Below are 16,224 nucleotides of genomic sequence, written 5' to 3'. Positions count from 1 at the left end.
ATACTTTTAGGGGCTGATGGAAGTATAGCGAAAATTACAAACTGATAAATAAGACTTTCTCATTAATTTATCTTTGCTATACCGAAAATTGTTTTATTTGCCATATTGGCGTGGGCTTTGCCCAAACCAACGTTTAAATGCATGATTAAATGCCGCAGGTTCAGAATATCCCAATAACTCAGCAATCATCTCAATTGAATATTCTTTATATTCAATCAGACGCAATGCCTTATGCTTAATTAATTGCTCTCGAATCACCTTATAACTCGTATTGAGTTGTTGTAATTGGTGGCGTAATGTTCGTTCTGGCAAATTCAATGCCTGTGCTGTTTCTGCCATTGTCGGCATTACACCTTGTTGTAACTCTAAATAATCCTTTACACGTTGAATCAATACAGGTGTCTCATTTTCAACATCACTTAAACGCTGAATCTCTTCAACACATTTAACCTCATAAATACGATTGGTCATCTGATCCGCAGATGGAATTTTAACATCGAGTACATATTTATCTAACCCAAATGCAGCCGCCTTACCACCAAAGTGTAAGTCCGCACCATAATAATCCTGAAACTGTTTCAAAGTTTCAGCATCTTTAGGTTGAGCAAAAGGTAACTCAATACGTATATTTGGAGTAGGCAAACCCATCATTTTATAAATATCTTGTAAAAACTTATATGTTCCTGAAATTTCACATTGTGCCCGTAACAATCCCATATCAGTCGTGAGATCAATAGGTTGATAGCTTAAAGCAACTTGATATTGGTTTTCTATCAAATTTAAAACGCCATATAAATGTGTTAAACCTTGAAAATGAATACCATTTTTGATTGCATCACCAACCGTCTGACACGTCACCAACAACATGAGCAAAGGACCATAACCCGCTAAAGCATAGTGCTGTCCAATAAATACCCCAGTTTCAGGCTTAACGCCTTGCCCAATGACTTTTTGAATATCCCATTCTAAACTCGGATGAATAATTGAACTGGGTTCAAGGGCATCAGACTGGATACCAATACTTGCAAGACGTGCATCCACATCAATACCTGCATTACGCATGCCCTGAATTAAGTACATCAAACCAAGTATCGATCTTTTCATCTTCATTACAATATTTTTTACTGGCTATTTTTTACTACACTATTACTGATTTGAAAATTGCCGAATTGATCAATTTTTCTGTTGCTATAATCATATTACTGTCTAAAAAATTTCATTAACCTAAACAAAATCAAAAAAACTGGATTTAAAAAATGTGTGCAACAAACACGATCAATCATCAACAACCGACCCAATCCACACAAATTGCGATCATTGGCGCAGGCTTTGGTGGTTTAGCGATGGCTATTCGTTTACTACAAGCCAATATTCATGATTTTATCATTCTAGAAAAAGCCGATGATGTCGGTGGTACATGGCGTGAAAATCAATATCCGGGAGCTGCTTGTGATGTACAATCACACATGTATTCGCTCTCATTTGCACCGAAGAAAGACTGGTCAAAACGTTATGCTGAAGCGCCTGAGATTTTTGATTATATCCAAGACCTGATAAAAGAATATCAGCTAAAAAAATACATCCAATTTAATCAAGAAGTCATTTCAACACGCTACGATGAACAACAATGTCATTGGCATTTAGTGCTAAAAAATGGACAAAAAATTGAGGCACAATTTGTTATTTTTGCTTCAGGTCCTTTGCATGTCCCACAGATTCCAAAAATTAAAGGCATTGAAAAGTTCAAAGGTGAAGTTTTCCACTCGTCACAATGGAATCACCAATATAATTTAAATGAGAAAAATGTAGCATCGATTGGCACAGGTGGTAGTGCGATCCAATATATTCCCGAAATCGCAGCCAAAGTTAAAAATCTTTATGTGTTGCAACGCACAGCAGCATGGGTAATTCCACGCGATGAACGTGCTTATAATGCTTTAGATCAACATCTATTTAAACGTTTTGAATGGTTTAGAAAGTTACATCGTGCACGTTTATATTGGTCAAATGAATCGCGCGTCGTTCCGATTGTACAACCACAAATCATGAAATATGGGCAAAAATTGGCTGAAGCTTTTATTAAATTTCAAGTAAAAGATAAAGCTGTTGCGAAAAAACTGACTCCAGACTATGTCATGGGCTGTAAACGTATTCTGATTTCTAATAAATATTTCCCAACCTTTAACCGTGACAATGTAGAACTCATCACCGATACGATTCAAGAAGTGACTGAAAACAGCATCATCACCAAAGATGGTAAAGAACGTCCAATTGATTGCTTAATTTATGGTACAGGTTTTATTACCGACCCGCGTATTTATCTAAAATCATTTGAATGTTATGGTTTAAATGGTATTGAACTCAAAGATGCATGGAAAGATGGTGCAGAAAGCTATTATGGAATTACAACCAAAAATTTCCCTAATTTATTCCAATTGTTAGGACCAAATACCATACTTGGTCATAATTCTGTGATTTTCATGATCGAATCACAAGTGCAATATATTTTACAACTCATTCAATTGGTTAATAAAACTCAAACTCAAGCAATCACCATCAAACCTGAAGTACAAGATTCATTTAATGAACGTGTTCAAGAACAACTCAAAGGCACTGTTTGGCAGTCTGGATGTGTGAGTTGGTATCAACAAGATGGTGGCAAAAACTTCTCACTTTGGCCAACGTATACATGGAAATTCTGGCTACAGACTCGAACAGTTAACGCTAGCGATTATTTATTATTAGGTCAAAAACAAATGTCTAATAAAAGCACACGTGCTGCTTAAAACTTCAGCTATAATGGGCAAATAGTGACTATTTGCCCATTTTTATGCAATCTCTTTGGCTGATCTTCCAACTTTTATTTTGTTTATTTTTAGGTTTTATTCTGGCACGTCGATTACCCGTTTGGCTAGAAACTATCGCCTTTAAAATTCTGCCTTATTTTACTTATATCTTATTGATTGCCATTGCCATTGAGTTCGCACAAACCCTTCATAGCATCGCCGAACCTGCACAAATTGTGAGTGATGCCATTAGCATTGCTTTAGCAACATCGGTAGGGGCATTTCTATGCTGCTATATATTATTTAAAGTGATTGGCTTTCAACCTACACAAGGTAAAGTTTCAGCAGAACTGTTGATGGGTTCATTAATCAATATTAGCTATGCTTTTATCGCCTTAGCTTTAGGCTATGGTTTATCTGAATTATTTGCTTATTTTGACTATCAACCACAGATCAGCACATGGTATTTACTACTCGTCTTCATGCTGCTGATTGGTTTAGATCTCGCTTACTCTCCATTAGATCGCTCTTGGCTAAACTGGAAAATATTACTTGTACCCATAGGTTGTATTATCGGTTCTATTTTAGGTGCTGTCCTGTGTTCTTTAATGATCAATAACATCAACTTAAAAGATTTGATCATGTTGTCACAAGGTTATGGTTTTTACTCTATGACAGGAATCGTGGTCACTGAATTGAGAAATGCTCATCTCGGCAGTATTGCCTTAATTAATGATTTATTCCGTGAAATTTTCGCCATTTTATTTATGTATATGATCGGTTGGCGTTATCCACGTTCTGCTATTTCTTCTGCAGGTGCAACCGCAATGGATGTGACTTTACCCATGGTTAAACAAGCCTGTGGCAACGAGTTTATACCGCATGCCATGGTCAGTGGTTTTGTTCTCTCGGTACTCGCACCTATTGCTGTAAGTATTTTGGCAGCTTTATAGTTTTTCAAGCCTATAAGTAGAAAAAAAATCACCAATGATGGTGATTTCTTTTTTTAACCAAAATTCAGAACTAGATTCAAAAAATGAGAAATATGCAACTTGAACTAGCACCAATAGAAACACACACTAAAGTAAATATCACCCACTCAAAAATTTTTTAATGCATTCAAAAACGCTCTAACCCACTCAACAGCGTCAATATCTGAACCCCATTCATTATTTCCATTTTGAGCATGTTCTTCCTCTTGTATAGCTTCTTCTGAAAGTTGTTGCAGATTGTCGATCACATATTGTGGTGTATCATTCATTGATAAATTTTGATCAGTCATTTTATTTGTCTCATAGATCAATTTACAATTTCATCATAAACAAGAAAGCCTTTCGATTGAAAGGCTTTCTGCAAAATAACTGTATACCAAATCAGAACGATTACAATGTCACCAAAATATCTTTCAACGTTTGACTTGGATTCTCAGATTGAGTAATTGGACGACCAATCACCAAATGTGTAGAACCATCTAACATCGCTTGTTTTGGGGTCACAATACGCTTTTGATCATCCGCATTTGAACCTACTGGCCGAATACCTGGTGTAACCAAAGAAAAATCTTGACCTAATTCTTCACGCAACATTTTCGCTTCTTGTGCAGAACACACAACACCATCTAAACCACTGTCTTTGGTCAATTTTGCTAAACGTTTCACTTGCTCAAAAGGCTCAATATCCAAACCAATATCACGTAAATCTTCACGTCCCATTGAAGTTAATACTGTTACAGCAATCAATTGAGTTTTATAGTTCCCTGCTTGTAAACGCTCAACACAGGTTTCCATCATTTTACGACCACCTGACGCGTGTACATTCACCATCCAAACCCCCATGTCTCCCGCAGCACATACAGCTTGTGCTGTAGTATTTGGAATATCATGAAATTTTAAATCTAGAAATACTTCAAAGTTACGATCATGCAATGCTTTAACAATAGATGAACCTTCATGTGTAAAAAGTTCTTTACCCACTTTCAAACGACAAAGTGATGGATCTAGCTGATCAGCGATTGTTAATGCGTCATATTGGCTTTTGGCGTCTAAGGCAACAATAATACTCAAGAGATTCTTTCCATCACAATAAGGTGCCTTATTATAGAGATAATCCTGATGAGTACAAAGAATTAATACTTTACTTGGTGATTATTCGAATAATTATTAGAATGCAGAAATGATAAAACCCTCAATCTTTCATTATTATCATGATTGAGGGTTGATAAAATTATAATGGCTTAGAATTTTTATCTTCTGGATAAACATCCATCACTGTTTTTTCATGACGCACACTTGCTGCGGCTTCCGCTGCAGCCAATTGAGCGCTTTGGATTTGCTCCTTACGTAAATGATCAATATCTTTACGTAATCTGCGAATTTCCCAATTATTTTGAAATACTCGGAAAATCTGCACACCGATCAACAACCCCAATACAATACCAATGGCTAATGTTAACAACAACAATAAACCCAAACGCATTGCAGGCACTTGAGTAAACCATAAATCCACAGGTAACTCAGTTCCATTGATCAGTACCAGTGCTAGAGAATAAACAAACACTGCGACCAAAAGTAAACCTAAAATAAAGCGCATAAACACCCCATTCGAATTTTATTTATTTGCAGATTCGTTTACTGCGTCACGTAATGCTTTACCAGGTTTAAAATGTGGTACTGCTTTCGCTGCAACCTCAACTGATTTACCTGTTTTTGGGTTACGTCCCACACGTGGCTCACGATGATGTAAAGCAAAACTACCAAAACCACGAATTTCGATACGATCATCTCCTGATAGTGATGCAATCATTTGATCTATCATAATCTTCACTGCTTCTTCCACCAATGGCTCAGCCAAATGTGGATTTTTAAGTGCAATTCTTTCTATTAAGTCAGATTTGTTTAGAGCTTCAGTTGTCATCTACGACCTCAATTCATTTTAATGCTATTTAGCCTTGCTTCAAATAATATCCTTTTTAAATACAAAAAGGTAGCGCAGTGATCGTATACTACGCTACCTTTTACAGTATTTGTATAAAAAGTATTAATTAATTACATTTAATAATACTTTTTTACAGCAACTTAGTGATTCATTTGAGCTTTGATCAAGTCACCAATAGTTTTTGGACCATTGTCTTGAGCAGTTGTAGTTGTTTTCAAGTTTGCAACCGCTTCTTTCTCTTCAGCTTCGTCTTTCGCTTTGATCGACAAGTTGATAGAGCGAGATTTACGGTCAACGTTGATGATTTTCGCTTCAACTTCTTGACCAACTTCTAAGAATTTAGTTGCATCTTCAACGCGATCACGGTTGATTTCAGATGCTTTCAAAGAAGCTTCAACTTCGTCAGCTAACTTAACAGTTGCGCCTTTAGCATCAACTGCAGTTACTGTACCTTTAACCAACGCACCGCGTTCGTTAGCAGCTAAGAAGTCATTGAATGGATCGCTGTTCAATTGTTTAACGCCAAGGCTGATACGGTTACCTTCTGCATCTACAGACAAGATAACTGCTTCAACTGTGTCGCCTTTCTTGTAACGACGAATCGCTTCTTCGCCTTGTTCGTTCCAAGAAATATCAGACAAGTGAACTAAACCGTCGATACCACCGTTTAAGCCAATGAAGATACCAAAGTCAGTGATAGATTTGATCGTACCAGAAACTTTTTCACCTTTCTCATGAGCTTTAGCAAACTCTTCCCATGGGTTAGCACGAGTTTGTTTGATACCAAGAGAAATACGACGACGTTCTTCATCAACTTCAAGAACCATAACATCAACTTCATCACCAATCTGAACAACTTTAGATGGGTGGATGTTTTTGTTTGTGTGGTCCATTTCAGAAACATGTACTAAACCTTCAACGCCTTCAGCGATTTCAGCGAAACAACCGTAGTCAGTTAAATTAGTTACACGTGCTTTAACGATAGAACCTTTAGGATAACGGTTCATGATCGCTAACCATGGATCTTCACCAAGTTGTTTAAGACCTAGAGAAACACGGTTACGTTCTTTGTCAAATTTAAGTACTTTAACAGTAACTTCTTGACCCACTTCAACAACTTCTGAAGGGTGCTTGATGCGTTTCCAAGCCATATCAGTGATGTGAAGAAGACCATCAATACCGCCAAGGTCAACGAAAGCACCGTAGTCAGTAAGATTTTTGATTGTACCAGTAACTGTTTGGCCTTCTTCCAATTGAGAAAGAAGCGCTTCACGGTCAGCTGAAGATTCAGCTTCCATAACAGCACGACGAGATACAACAACGTTGTTACGTTTAGCATCAAGTTTGATGACTTTGAATTCTAACTCTTTACCTTCAAGGTGAGTCGTGTCACGGATTGGACGAGTGTCTACCAAAGAACCTGGTAAGAACGCACGAACAGGACCGATGTCAACAGTGAAACCGCCTTTAACCTTACCAGAGATAACACCAGTAACGATTTCGCCGTCTTCAAAGATTTTTTCAAGTTTAGTCCAAGTTTCAGCACGTTTTGCTTTTTCACGTGATAAAACTGTTTGACCCATACCGTTGTCAAGCGCTTCAACAACAACATCTACTGTATCGCCAACTTGAACTTCAAGTTCACGTTGTTCGTTTAAAAATTCAGCACGAGATACAACGCCTTCAGATTTAAGGCCAGTATCAACAGTTACCCAGTCAGAATCGATACTAACAACGATACCTTGGATGACTGCACCCTTTTCAACGTTGAGGTTTAATTCGCTTTCTTCAAAGAGGGCTGCAAAAGATTCGGTCATGATATACCTAGAAAAGTCAGCGGTCTTGGATCAGACAAGGCCGGTTTAGTTAAGTCTCCACATAGTCCGTATAAACTGATCAAGCTATGCTTCCACTGAATTTGTTATTTCGCTAACTGTGCATCGATAAAATCAGTCATCAATTTGAATACTTCATCGATATTTAATGTAGAACTATCAATAATATATGCATCTTGTGCTGGCTTCAATGGAGCGACTGTACGCTCCATATCACGCTTATCACGTGCCTGTATGTTAGCTAAAATGTCGTTTATTTTAACATCCAAGCCCATCGCCTGCAACTGTTTTAGACGGCGTGTCGCACGTGACTCTGCCGATGCAGTCAAGTAAATTTTTGCTTGTGCTTCAGGAAAAATTGAAGTCGCCATATCTCGACCATCTGCCACCAACCCCGGTGCTTGGGCAAATGCACGTTGACGGGCAAAAAGCGCTGTTCTAAGCACAGGAATTGCTGCGACTTTTGAAGCAAATTCACCAACACGTTCAGTACGAATAGTTTCAGTGACATTTTCATCATCTAAAAACACTTGTGTCGCTGAGTTTTGTTCACTGACAAACTTAATGTCTAAATTTGTTGCAATTTTCTCGCATTGCGTTAACACATCTGCATCATTTAAAGCATCTAGCAGATTATTTTTATGTAATGACAATCCAAGTAAACGATAGATCGCCCCTGAATCTAACAAGTGAAACTGATAATGCGCTGCTAACTTTGCTGCGAGTGTGCCTTTACCTGAACCACTCGGTCCATCAATCGTAATAATTTGAATTGTCATTGAAATTCCAGTTTTAAGCCATCGACTTTGCTAATTTCTTAAAGCCAAGTGTAATCGCTAGTTTGAGCTGTGCAAGTATTAATTTACTAACAAAGGGTGCACGTGCCTGTAATTCGATCGTATAGTCGACTTGTGTTTTATTTGCACCAAGTTCAGTAAATTCAATGATTCCAATATGATGTTTGATCAAAGGATTCTTGATTAATTTATATTCAATACGTTTATTTACATCCAACAAGGTAATTTGTTCTTGGATCGGTTTAATCGGACCAAGCCCCATACGACGTATAGACCCTAAGCCATCAGGACGTTCAGGATCAGCCGCATCTTTCACGCGTACCACTTGGATTGGAGCAAAAGCAACATTATAAGTCGCATGTTTTGATAACAAATCAAAGACTTGATCAATGGGTGCATTGAACTCTTGTTTTACTTGAATTGAATTCATTTTTATTTCCTTTATAAAGTGACAATACAGATTGTCAAATGTCTAATGATTTTAACTTACTTTATTTGATCTTTTAATGACTTTTCGTGTAAACGTTGCTGCTTTTTTTGCTCACGACGCATCTTAAAAAACTCAGACAATTGATTTGAACACTGTTCTTGCAAACATCCACCTTCGAATTGAAAAATATGATTGTAATAACCATTGTCCAAAAGTTGGCGACTGCTCACCAAAGACCCTGCTTTAGGCTCAGTTGCAGCAAATACCACACGTTGCACACGTGCGTGAATTAATGCCCCTACACACATGGTACAAGGCTCTAAGGTCACATATAAAGTCGCATCATCAGGTAAGCGATAATTTTGAATACTGAAACACGCATGGCGAATCGCTTGAATCTCAGCATGGGCGGTTGGATCATGAGCGGAAATAGGCGTATTGTAGCCTTGCCCAATGATTTGATTTTGACTCACAAGCACTGCACCTACAGGGATTTCACCCTGAGTTGCAGCATATGCAGCCTGCTCGAAAGCCTGCTGCATCCAATATTCATCTTGTATTTTTTGTGTTTCGCTCATTTAAACAATCATGCAATAACATCATAATGACGAAGTAATGCATTCCAGCTTTCGATCGTTGTGATCGGTGGATGACTTGCAAGAATACCTTTGAGCGTCATTGATTCAACTTCTTGCCATTCAGGTGATAAATCCTTATCCACCAAACGTGCACGAACACCTTCCACAAAATCAGGATGACGGATCTTCCAATCAGAAATTTGTGCTTCTAACTCAAACACTTCACTCCATGGATGAACTTGACGCCCCCATTGCCATAACAACCAAGTCAGTGCAGCAGTACTTGGTGACCCCTTTTGCAAGTTCTCGCTGGCTTGACGTAACCAATCACTACGCGCTTCACTCAAACCAATAATTGCATCATAATCTTGTTGAAAGTTCACACCACGACAAACACTATGAATCACATCCAACGAGTTTTGCAAAGGACCAGGCGATACTGGACGGTGTAAACTGTTTAAGGTGTCATCCAATGCGCGAAAATCACCCGCAGGATAATGATCCCAGTCAATATCAATAAGCTTTTGTAATACGACATCACGCTGTGCATCACAAATATGGGTCGCCCAACCAATCCCATAACCACCTGCCGCAGTCATAATCGATCCCGTTAAACCTGTAAACAAACCAACAGGCCCACGATCTGCAAGGAAGCGTGTCGCACCAACATCAGGATATAAACCAATATTGACTTCAGGCATCGCTAAACGTGAGTAAGGGGTAACTAAACGGAAAGGGGCAGCCATAAACAAGCCTAAACCACCGCCCATCACATAACCTTCACCCCAAACCACGATGGGTTTAGCATAGTCATGTAAAAGTAAGTCAAGTGCATATTCTGTTTTAAAGAATTGATTGGCTACATCAACTTCATTATTAATCACAAGTTGGCGTAATTTTCGTACATCACCACCTGCACAAAATGCTTTAGGTGTAGTTGAATCTAACCAAATTGCTTTAACTTGATCATCTGTATGAAAATCTTCAAATAATTTTAATAAAGCTGCAACAATGGACTCATCCAAGGCATGCAACGATTTTGGACGATTTAATCGAATTACACGCCAACCATTGGCTGCTTCTTCAATAATTAAATCAGGATGATAGAGATTACTTTCGGGAGAATTTGTCATGCGTCCAGCTGCCAGTCTATTGGCTCAATGCCATTTTGTTTCAGATAATTATTTGTTTTGGAAAATACCTTACAACCAAAAAAACCACCACGATTTGCTGCCAAAGGTGAAGGGTGGGCGGCTTTTAATACGAGATGTTTTTCTTGGTCTATACGTTGTCCTTTACGTTGTGCATAAGCACCCCACAAGATAAACACGACATGGGTACACTGCTCATTAATCACATCGATCACAGTATCGGTGAATTCTTCCCAACCTTGTTTTTGGTGTGAAGTCGGTTTCCCTGCTTCGACGGTCAATACACTATTGAGTAAAAGTACACCTTGTTCTGCCCATCGAGTTAAATCGCCATGTTTTGACACCGCAATGCCGAGGTCATTATGCAATTCATGAAAGATATTACGCAAAGATGGAGGTAATGCAACCCCCTTTTGTACTGAAAAACTCAAACCATGCGCTTGATTTGGGCCGTGATAAGGATCTTGCCCCAAGATCACCACTTTAACTTTATGCAAAGGTGTTGTATCCAATGCATTAAAGATTAGGGAGTTTTCAGGATAAATTTGTTTATTTTCAGCAAATTGTGATTTTAAGAATGCACGTAAATGATCCATCTTTGGACCCACTAAAAACTCAGCCAAACCTGCTTTCCAACTTTCATCCAAGCGAACTTGATTTAATTTTGCTTGCTCTTGTTCAGTGAATTGCACTGTGTTCAATCCCTCATTTACTCTTAGCCCTGAAGCCAATCCATTTTCGATCTAAATTTTGATCTCATTTATAACGCTATAAAAAATTACAATTTAACTTGTAAATCTACCGTAGGATTTTGAAATTTCAAACCTTTTTTCAGGTTCTCATACATTTCAGGGTCATGCCATTCTGCTTGAACTTGTTCTGAAAAAACAATGTCCTCTAAACTTAAAATGCCCATTTGTTCATTTTCAATATCTTCAATAAAACTTTGTGCATAGCCTGTATCGGTTTCATGCACAATCACTGAATAGACTTCAACATCGCCTTCGCCATTTTGAGTAATGGTCGATTGAAGAACCTGCTGTGCCAAAAAGAAAAAAATACGGGAAAATTGCTCTGCTGAAGGAGATACAGGTAAAGCCACCCAACGCGCACTAAAAGTTTTGCAAGCTTGAATGTACTCAGCACTATCATCTTGCCAAAAACAAATTGCGTGATCAAAACTATCAAAAATGTCTTTAATCACACCCTTGAGCAACCCAAAGTCATAGACCATTTGACCATGATCAAGCTTCGAAGCTTTAAGCAACAATTCTACTTTATAACTGTGGCCATGAATCGAACGTTTACAACGATCCGAGGTACAGTTACGCACAATATGTGCATTTTCAAATTTAAATAACTTACGAATTAACATGTGTCAAATTTTACAAAAAGAATAGTGAAGAAATTTGATTATAAAGCAAAACACTGACGCTGAGGATTAATTTTAACGTTCATTGCAATAGGCAAAAGGTATAAACAAAAAATCATCAGATTCATCCCCTGCTCTTCGTGATTTTATCAGCATATTTTATTTTACAATCGCATGTGGTGATATTGTCCAACAATTTAGTATTGAATTTAAAATGGTGCCAAACTACGAGCATACACGACCACTGTATTGTTTTTACGCATCAAATAACTACTCATTTGACGATTTCGATTGTTTAATGCCACTTCGATTTCTGCTTTAAAATAACCACTTTTTACATCAAAAACTTTTTCTGCCATGGCTTTGTTTGCAGGGTCTATACTTTTAAATGCATCAACACCCAATAGATCTTGCACACTATTAAAGTTTTCCATTTTTTCGAGCTTTTGTTTTTGTAAGCTTGCGACACTTGCAACATCGAGTTTGGGGTCTAATGCAGCCAAAACTAAGGCAGGTGCAGTATTGATGTTAATTTTACTCGTCACATCAGGTAATGCAGACACATATTGTTGGATTAAGTCGTATTTCGTGCCTTCAAAGCCTCGTACAAGTTTCAATTCTTCCACACTAAAAAATGGACGATTTGCCGCAGAATATGAGGGTTGTAAGCCGTTGTAATAATTACTTTCCGCACCCATCGCCCCCATAGGAAGATCATCTTGATCTTGCCAATCGATCACCGCTTGGCTAATTTCCGCAGCTAAGCCTACACGGACTAAAATACGCTCAAAATAGACTTTATTTTCCTCATTCACTTTTCCATCTATTGTAAATAAGCTATTTAAATTAAATTTTCCAGACTCATCTTTGAGTGTGCCTGTGATAAAACCACCTTCAATAGGAAAGGCAGGCATTGGCTTTGCCCAATTTTCTTGCAAATTGTCCGTATTTGGACTGTTTTGTGCATCTTGAATCAATAATTCGGAAAAAAAATCTTCAGCACTTTTGGCATAATTCAATGCTTGATTTTGACGCATCAATACTGCGGTATTTTCATTAGCAGCATATTGGCGTTTAGCAATACTTGCAGCAAGAATAGTTGCTAAAGCCACCATGACCAAAATGGTAATTAATGCGATTCCTTTTTGCTGCTTCATATTTTTCTCAAATCATGATCCATTATTGACAGGTGTACTCGCACTCGTTTGCTCACGCAAAAACTCAGTATCTAATAAACTAAAAATCCACTCATATTCAACATCACGGATCATCACTTTAATTTTAATGCCTCGTGGTAATTGACGCTCATTAAAGGCATTTTCATCAGGCCACCGCTCACCTTCGTTCGGGTTTAGCGTACTGACCTGATATTGATCGACATCGTTGAGCAGTACACTCGATAAAGGCTGTGCAGCAGCAGATAAATTCAAATTGCTATATTTCAAACGATATAATTTTTTATCTTGTGCGCTATAAACATATTCAACGCGCTCAAAACTGGCAAGTCCCTGCTTCAAAGGATCAGTCATCCCTGTTTTACTAAAACTCAATTTCTGCTGATCGAGTTGCAATGCAGGCAATATTTGTTGTCCCATACTCGCTGTTACAGGAATAATTTGCAAGGTATCGCGTTGCATTTGCTGATATGCTTCTTGTAGTTGTCCCAAATTTTGCTCATGCATCGCATTTCGTTCTTTGACTTTATTTAGATAATCAAAAATTTTCCAACCCAACGCCGCCAAAACAGCAAAGATTGCAATGGCAACCATCAGTTCAATCAATGTAAATCCTTGTGTTTTTGTTTGATTAGACATGAAATACACTCAAACTAGGATTGAACATTTTTTTGTGGATTGTTAAAAAACACAGCATTGGTAATACCTGCTTCCACTTTATGAGTTTCAGGATTATATAAACTAATTTGGATCTCTATTTTTTGAATGTTTGGACTGATCGTGCTTTCAGCTTTTTTATCGACTTGCCAGGTTTCACCTTGCGACGTAATTTGTTCAGACTGGGTTCCTGTCAATTTCGCTTGATTAATTTTCATCAACGCGACTTGATTTTGTGCCACAAATTGCGCTTTTGTTCTTAAAATCGCGTTTGCTGTAGACTGGGTATATTGCATCGCAACTTTGGTGAGTGCCATGGCAGCCACCGCAAAAATTGCCAATGCCACCACAACCTCAATGAGGGTAAACCCTAAAATACGATTCAAGTGCACACGGCTTGATGGTGTCGGACGTCTAAAAATGATATTGAATGAAAAAGCATCAGTAAAACCATATTGTGCCTGAGTACGAGATAAGGAATCACACTTCATTTTTTTATTCTTCATCTGTGACTTTTCCCAAATAATCCAAATCAATCAAAGCACCAATTGGCTTTTGATCATAATACATTTGAATTTTGACAGGTTTCGCCTCACCATTGCCAAACCAAATGACTTTAGGGGCATTATTTCCCAACAAATCAGCATTATTGGCATTTACAAAACGATGTTCTTGGCTTTGTACAACAAATGACACACGTTCAGGCAAGCTACGCAAATCAAAATTTTGTACATCTTTCCATGGTTTTCCTTCGATCACTCTTAAACTTTTATCAGCACTTTCAGTAAAAGGCTGATATTGCACAAGCTTATAGCGAAATGGTGCAACATCCGTAGCTGGTAAAATATCAAGCGCATAGATCTGTGCTTGATCATTGGCATCACGGTTTATTTTCTTTAAATCCAGCAATAAAAATTCACGTGCTTGCAAGGCTTTACGATGATCCACACCATCAATATTGAGCATGATCAAAGATGCCATAATGCTTACAATCACAATGACCACCATCAACTCAATCAAGGTAAACCCTTTTTGTAGAATAAATGATGATGGCTTATTCATGACTTAGCCAAACTCGCCAACAGATTGGGCATGTTTTGGCATCAATAAAGCTTGATCAATCAACGCCACACGCAAAGTGTCTCTTGAACCCAAATAACGTTGGTAAAAACTCGAGTTAAGAATTGCAGCACCACCATGGGTGATTGACCAAATTGAAGCCAAATAATCACGCCCTGACATTTGACTGTCAATGTCTGCCAAATATTGATCAGTCATACGAATGATAATGCGCAATCGTTGCTTACGCACTTGGTAAAGCTCATGAAATAAATCATGAATCCCTTGTCCTGTCGTCGATAAACGTTCTTCAATTTGATGAAATAACACAGTACGTTCAGGATGATGCAAATGATGCAACATAAAAAAAGCCAAATGCTCAGGAAATTCCTTTTCTGTATCTTTGACCATCTCCAACAACATGCGCTCATTACGAATAATCAGCAGCATGTACAATTCATCTTTACTCTGAAAATGTTTATAGAGCGTCCCTTTTGCGAGATCTAGTTCGGCTGCCAAAGCATCAAGCGTCATGCCTGACTCACCATTTTCTAGCAATAACTGTTCAGCCACCTGAAAAATTAATGCTTCTCTTGCTCTAAACTGAGCCTGACGATCCATCTTCACTCGATAAACTCTCTTCTTAATCTTATATCTATGGCATTAAATTTAATTTTGTCTGAGTAAATTTTCAAAATTTTGTGATGTGATTAATCCAATTTCCTCAGGTGTTTTATCATATACATCACTTAAGGCTTTGGCTACATAGGGAACGTATTTTGGCTCATTGCTTTTACCCCGATATGGCATCGGCGCAAGATATGGACTGTCCGTTTCAATTAAAACTCGATCGAGTGGCACCTGCTTCGCAACATCGCGGAGGTCTTGTGCATTTTTAAATGACACAATGCCAGAAAATGAAATGTAATAACCACAATCCAAAACAGCTTTGGCAGTTTCCCAATCTTCAGTAAAACAATGCAAAATACCATGTGTAGATTTTTCAGCACGAATAATATCTACAGTGTCATGTTTTGCAGAACGGGTATGTACCACCACGGGTTTTTTGATCAGATGTGAAGCATGAATATGGCGGGCAAAACATTCTTTTTGTTCTGCAATAAACGCTGTACTATGAAAATAATCTAAACCAGTTTCACCCAATGCCCAAACATTGTCAGGCTGTGCCAACTCAACTAACTTTTCAACAGTTGCACGTTGCATTGTGGCAACATCTTCACATGGGTGAACACCCACACTATATCCCACATCAGCATGACGTGCAGCAATGGCAGATAGCGCAATATGATCATCCAAATCTACAGAGATTGCCATAAATTTGGACACACCACCATCACGTGCTTGTTGTAATGCTGCATCCAAATCTCCCGCATAAGGCGCAAGATCTAATAAAGTTAAATGGCAATGGGTATCAACAAACACGATTTTT

The 16,224-nt window shown here is 38.1% G+C and carries 20 protein-coding genes; 2 read left to right on the top strand and 18 right to left on the bottom strand.

Features of this window, described 5'->3' with window-relative positions:
* Positions 1-93 precede the first annotated feature (93 nt).
* Complete coding sequence (locus HX129_RS02280; protein ID WP_286433275.1) at positions 94-1,104, bottom strand: AraC family transcriptional regulator; 1,011 nt, start codon at positions 1,102-1,104, stop codon at positions 94-96.
* 152 nt (positions 1,105-1,256) lie between these two features.
* Between HX129_RS02280 and HX129_RS02275 the strand changes: the two genes are divergently transcribed.
* On the top strand, positions 1,257-2,786 hold the full coding sequence (locus tag HX129_RS02275) for a flavin-containing monooxygenase (protein ID WP_130072550.1): 1,530 nt from the start codon (positions 1,257-1,259) through the stop codon (positions 2,784-2,786).
* Positions 2,787-2,830: 44 nt separating this feature from the next.
* On the top strand, positions 2,831-3,739 hold the full coding sequence (locus HX129_RS02270; protein ID WP_286433276.1) for a LysO family transporter: 909 nt from the start codon (positions 2,831-2,833) through the stop codon (positions 3,737-3,739).
* A gap of 146 nt (positions 3,740-3,885) precedes the next feature.
* On the opposite strand, the gene HX129_RS02265 is transcribed toward HX129_RS02270, so the two are convergent.
* From HX129_RS02265 to HX129_RS02185, 17 genes are all read right to left on the bottom strand, one after another.
* Entirely contained in the window at positions 3,886-4,068 is a 183-nt protein-coding gene (locus tag HX129_RS02265; RefSeq protein WP_130072555.1) for a hypothetical protein, read from the bottom strand.
* 100 nt (positions 4,069-4,168) lie between these two features.
* Entirely contained in the window at positions 4,169-4,849 is a 681-nt protein-coding gene (pyrF, locus tag HX129_RS02260) for an orotidine-5'-phosphate decarboxylase (RefSeq protein WP_130072558.1), read from the bottom strand.
* Positions 4,850-5,009: 160 nt separating this feature from the next.
* Positions 5,010-5,375 carry a lipopolysaccharide assembly protein LapA domain-containing protein gene (locus tag HX129_RS02255; protein ID WP_130072561.1) on the bottom strand — a complete coding sequence of 122 codons (366 nt, stop codon included), beginning with the start codon at positions 5,373-5,375 and terminating at the stop codon, positions 5,010-5,012.
* An 18-nt stretch (positions 5,376-5,393) separates the two neighbouring features.
* Complete coding sequence (locus HX129_RS02250; RefSeq protein WP_130072563.1) at positions 5,394-5,699, bottom strand: integration host factor subunit beta; 306 nt, start codon at positions 5,697-5,699, stop codon at positions 5,394-5,396.
* A gap of 161 nt (positions 5,700-5,860) precedes the next feature.
* Entirely contained in the window at positions 5,861-7,537 is a 1,677-nt protein-coding gene (rpsA, locus tag HX129_RS02245; protein ID WP_286433277.1) for a 30S ribosomal protein S1, read from the bottom strand.
* Positions 7,538-7,641: 104 nt separating this feature from the next.
* Complete coding sequence (cmk, locus tag HX129_RS02240) at positions 7,642-8,334, bottom strand: (d)CMP kinase (protein WP_180045348.1); 693 nt, start codon at positions 8,332-8,334, stop codon at positions 7,642-7,644.
* 13 nt (positions 8,335-8,347) lie between these two features.
* A complete protein-coding gene (locus HX129_RS02235) occupies positions 8,348-8,782 on the bottom strand; it encodes an SRPBCC family protein (protein ID WP_174492892.1) in 435 nt (144 codons plus the stop codon).
* A 56-nt stretch (positions 8,783-8,838) separates the two neighbouring features.
* Positions 8,839-9,360 (bottom strand): tRNA adenosine(34) deaminase TadA, encoded by a 522-nt coding sequence (gene tadA / locus HX129_RS02230; RefSeq protein ID WP_286433278.1) that lies wholly within the window; start codon positions 9,358-9,360, stop codon positions 8,839-8,841.
* A gap of 8 nt (positions 9,361-9,368) precedes the next feature.
* Complete coding sequence (locus tag HX129_RS02225; RefSeq protein ID WP_130072585.1) at positions 9,369-10,493, bottom strand: enoyl-CoA hydratase/isomerase family protein; 1,125 nt, start codon at positions 10,491-10,493, stop codon at positions 9,369-9,371.
* Positions 10,490-11,203: a uracil-DNA glycosylase gene (gene ung, locus HX129_RS02220; protein ID WP_286433279.1), complete on the bottom strand. Its 714-nt coding sequence runs from the start codon at positions 11,201-11,203 to the stop codon at positions 10,490-10,492. The genes HX129_RS02225 and ung overlap by 4 nt, the downstream gene beginning before the upstream one ends.
* An 86-nt stretch (positions 11,204-11,289) precedes the next feature.
* Entirely contained in the window at positions 11,290-11,886 is a 597-nt protein-coding gene (locus HX129_RS02215) for a 6-pyruvoyl trahydropterin synthase family protein (RefSeq protein WP_130072591.1), read from the bottom strand.
* Between the two features lie 206 nt (positions 11,887-12,092).
* Complete coding sequence (gene gspK / locus HX129_RS02210; protein ID WP_286433282.1) at positions 12,093-13,040, bottom strand: type II secretion system minor pseudopilin GspK; 948 nt, start codon at positions 13,038-13,040, stop codon at positions 12,093-12,095.
* Positions 13,041-13,052: 12 nt separating this feature from the next.
* A complete protein-coding gene (gene gspJ, locus HX129_RS02205) occupies positions 13,053-13,697 on the bottom strand; it encodes a type II secretion system minor pseudopilin GspJ (protein WP_130072596.1) in 645 nt (214 codons plus the stop codon).
* Positions 13,698-13,711: 14 nt separating this feature from the next.
* Entirely contained in the window at positions 13,712-14,101 is a 390-nt protein-coding gene (gene gspI, locus HX129_RS02200) for a type II secretion system minor pseudopilin GspI (protein WP_353620001.1), read from the bottom strand.
* Positions 14,102-14,210: 109 nt separating this feature from the next.
* Positions 14,211-14,777 (bottom strand): type II secretion system protein, encoded by a 567-nt coding sequence (locus HX129_RS02195; RefSeq protein WP_180045346.1) that lies wholly within the window; start codon positions 14,775-14,777, stop codon positions 14,211-14,213.
* Between the two features lie 3 nt (positions 14,778-14,780).
* Positions 14,781-15,395 (bottom strand): TetR/AcrR family transcriptional regulator, encoded by a 615-nt coding sequence (locus HX129_RS02190; protein WP_130072600.1) that lies wholly within the window; start codon positions 15,393-15,395, stop codon positions 14,781-14,783.
* Positions 15,396-15,443: 48 nt separating this feature from the next.
* Positions 15,444-16,217, bottom strand: coding sequence for a TatD family hydrolase (locus tag HX129_RS02185; protein ID WP_286433286.1), 774 nt, complete (start codon positions 16,215-16,217; stop codon positions 15,444-15,446).
* Positions 16,218-16,224 lie beyond the last annotated feature (7 nt).

It is taken from the genome of Acinetobacter sp. 251-1 (assembly GCF_030329305.1).
Lineage (GTDB): Bacteria > Pseudomonadota > Gammaproteobacteria > Pseudomonadales > Moraxellaceae > Acinetobacter > Acinetobacter piscicola_A.
Note: the sequence above shows the minus strand (reverse complement) of the source record. Positions and strands in the feature narration are given on the sequence as shown.

Excerpts from the sequence above, each read along its gene's own strand:
- HX129_RS02280 (WP_286433275.1), bottom strand. The coding sequence starts at position 1,104 with ATGAAAAGATCGATACTTGGTTTGATGTACTTAATTCAGGGCATGCGT.
- HX129_RS02275 (WP_130072550.1), top strand. The coding sequence starts at position 1,257 with ATGTGTGCAACAAACACGATCAATCATCAACAACCGACCCAATCCACA.
- HX129_RS02270 (WP_286433276.1), top strand. The coding sequence starts at position 2,831 with ATGCAATCTCTTTGGCTGATCTTCCAACTTTTATTTTGTTTATTTTTA.
- HX129_RS02265 (WP_130072555.1), bottom strand. The coding sequence starts at position 4,068 with ATGACTGATCAAAATTTATCAATGAATGATACACCACAATATGTGATC.
- HX129_RS02255 (WP_130072561.1), bottom strand. The coding sequence starts at position 5,375 with ATGCGCTTTATTTTAGGTTTACTTTTGGTCGCAGTGTTTGTTTATTCT.
- HX129_RS02250 (WP_130072563.1), bottom strand. The coding sequence starts at position 5,699 with ATGACAACTGAAGCTCTAAACAAATCTGACTTAATAGAAAGAATTGCA.
- rpsA (WP_286433277.1), bottom strand. The coding sequence starts at position 7,537 with ATGACCGAATCTTTTGCAGCCCTCTTTGAAGAAAGCGAATTAAACCTC.
- cmk (WP_180045348.1), bottom strand. The coding sequence starts at position 8,334 with ATGACAATTCAAATTATTACGATTGATGGACCGAGTGGTTCAGGTAAA.
- HX129_RS02235 (WP_174492892.1), bottom strand. The coding sequence starts at position 8,782 with ATGAATTCAATTCAAGTAAAACAAGAGTTCAATGCACCCATTGATCAA.
- tadA (WP_286433278.1), bottom strand. The coding sequence starts at position 9,360 with ATGAGCGAAACACAAAAAATACAAGATGAATATTGGATGCAGCAGGCT.
- HX129_RS02225 (WP_130072585.1), bottom strand. The coding sequence starts at position 10,493 with ATGACAAATTCTCCCGAAAGTAATCTCTATCATCCTGATTTAATTATT.
- HX129_RS02215 (WP_130072591.1), bottom strand. The coding sequence starts at position 11,886 with ATGTTAATTCGTAAGTTATTTAAATTTGAAAATGCACATATTGTGCGT.
- gspK (WP_286433282.1), bottom strand. The coding sequence starts at position 13,040 with ATGAAGCAGCAAAAAGGAATCGCATTAATTACCATTTTGGTCATGGTG.
- gspJ (WP_130072596.1), bottom strand. The coding sequence starts at position 13,697 with ATGTCTAATCAAACAAAAACACAAGGATTTACATTGATTGAACTGATG.
- HX129_RS02195 (WP_180045346.1), bottom strand. The coding sequence starts at position 14,777 with ATGAATAAGCCATCATCATTTATTCTACAAAAAGGGTTTACCTTGATT.
- HX129_RS02190 (WP_130072600.1), bottom strand. The coding sequence starts at position 15,395 with ATGGATCGTCAGGCTCAGTTTAGAGCAAGAGAAGCATTAATTTTTCAG.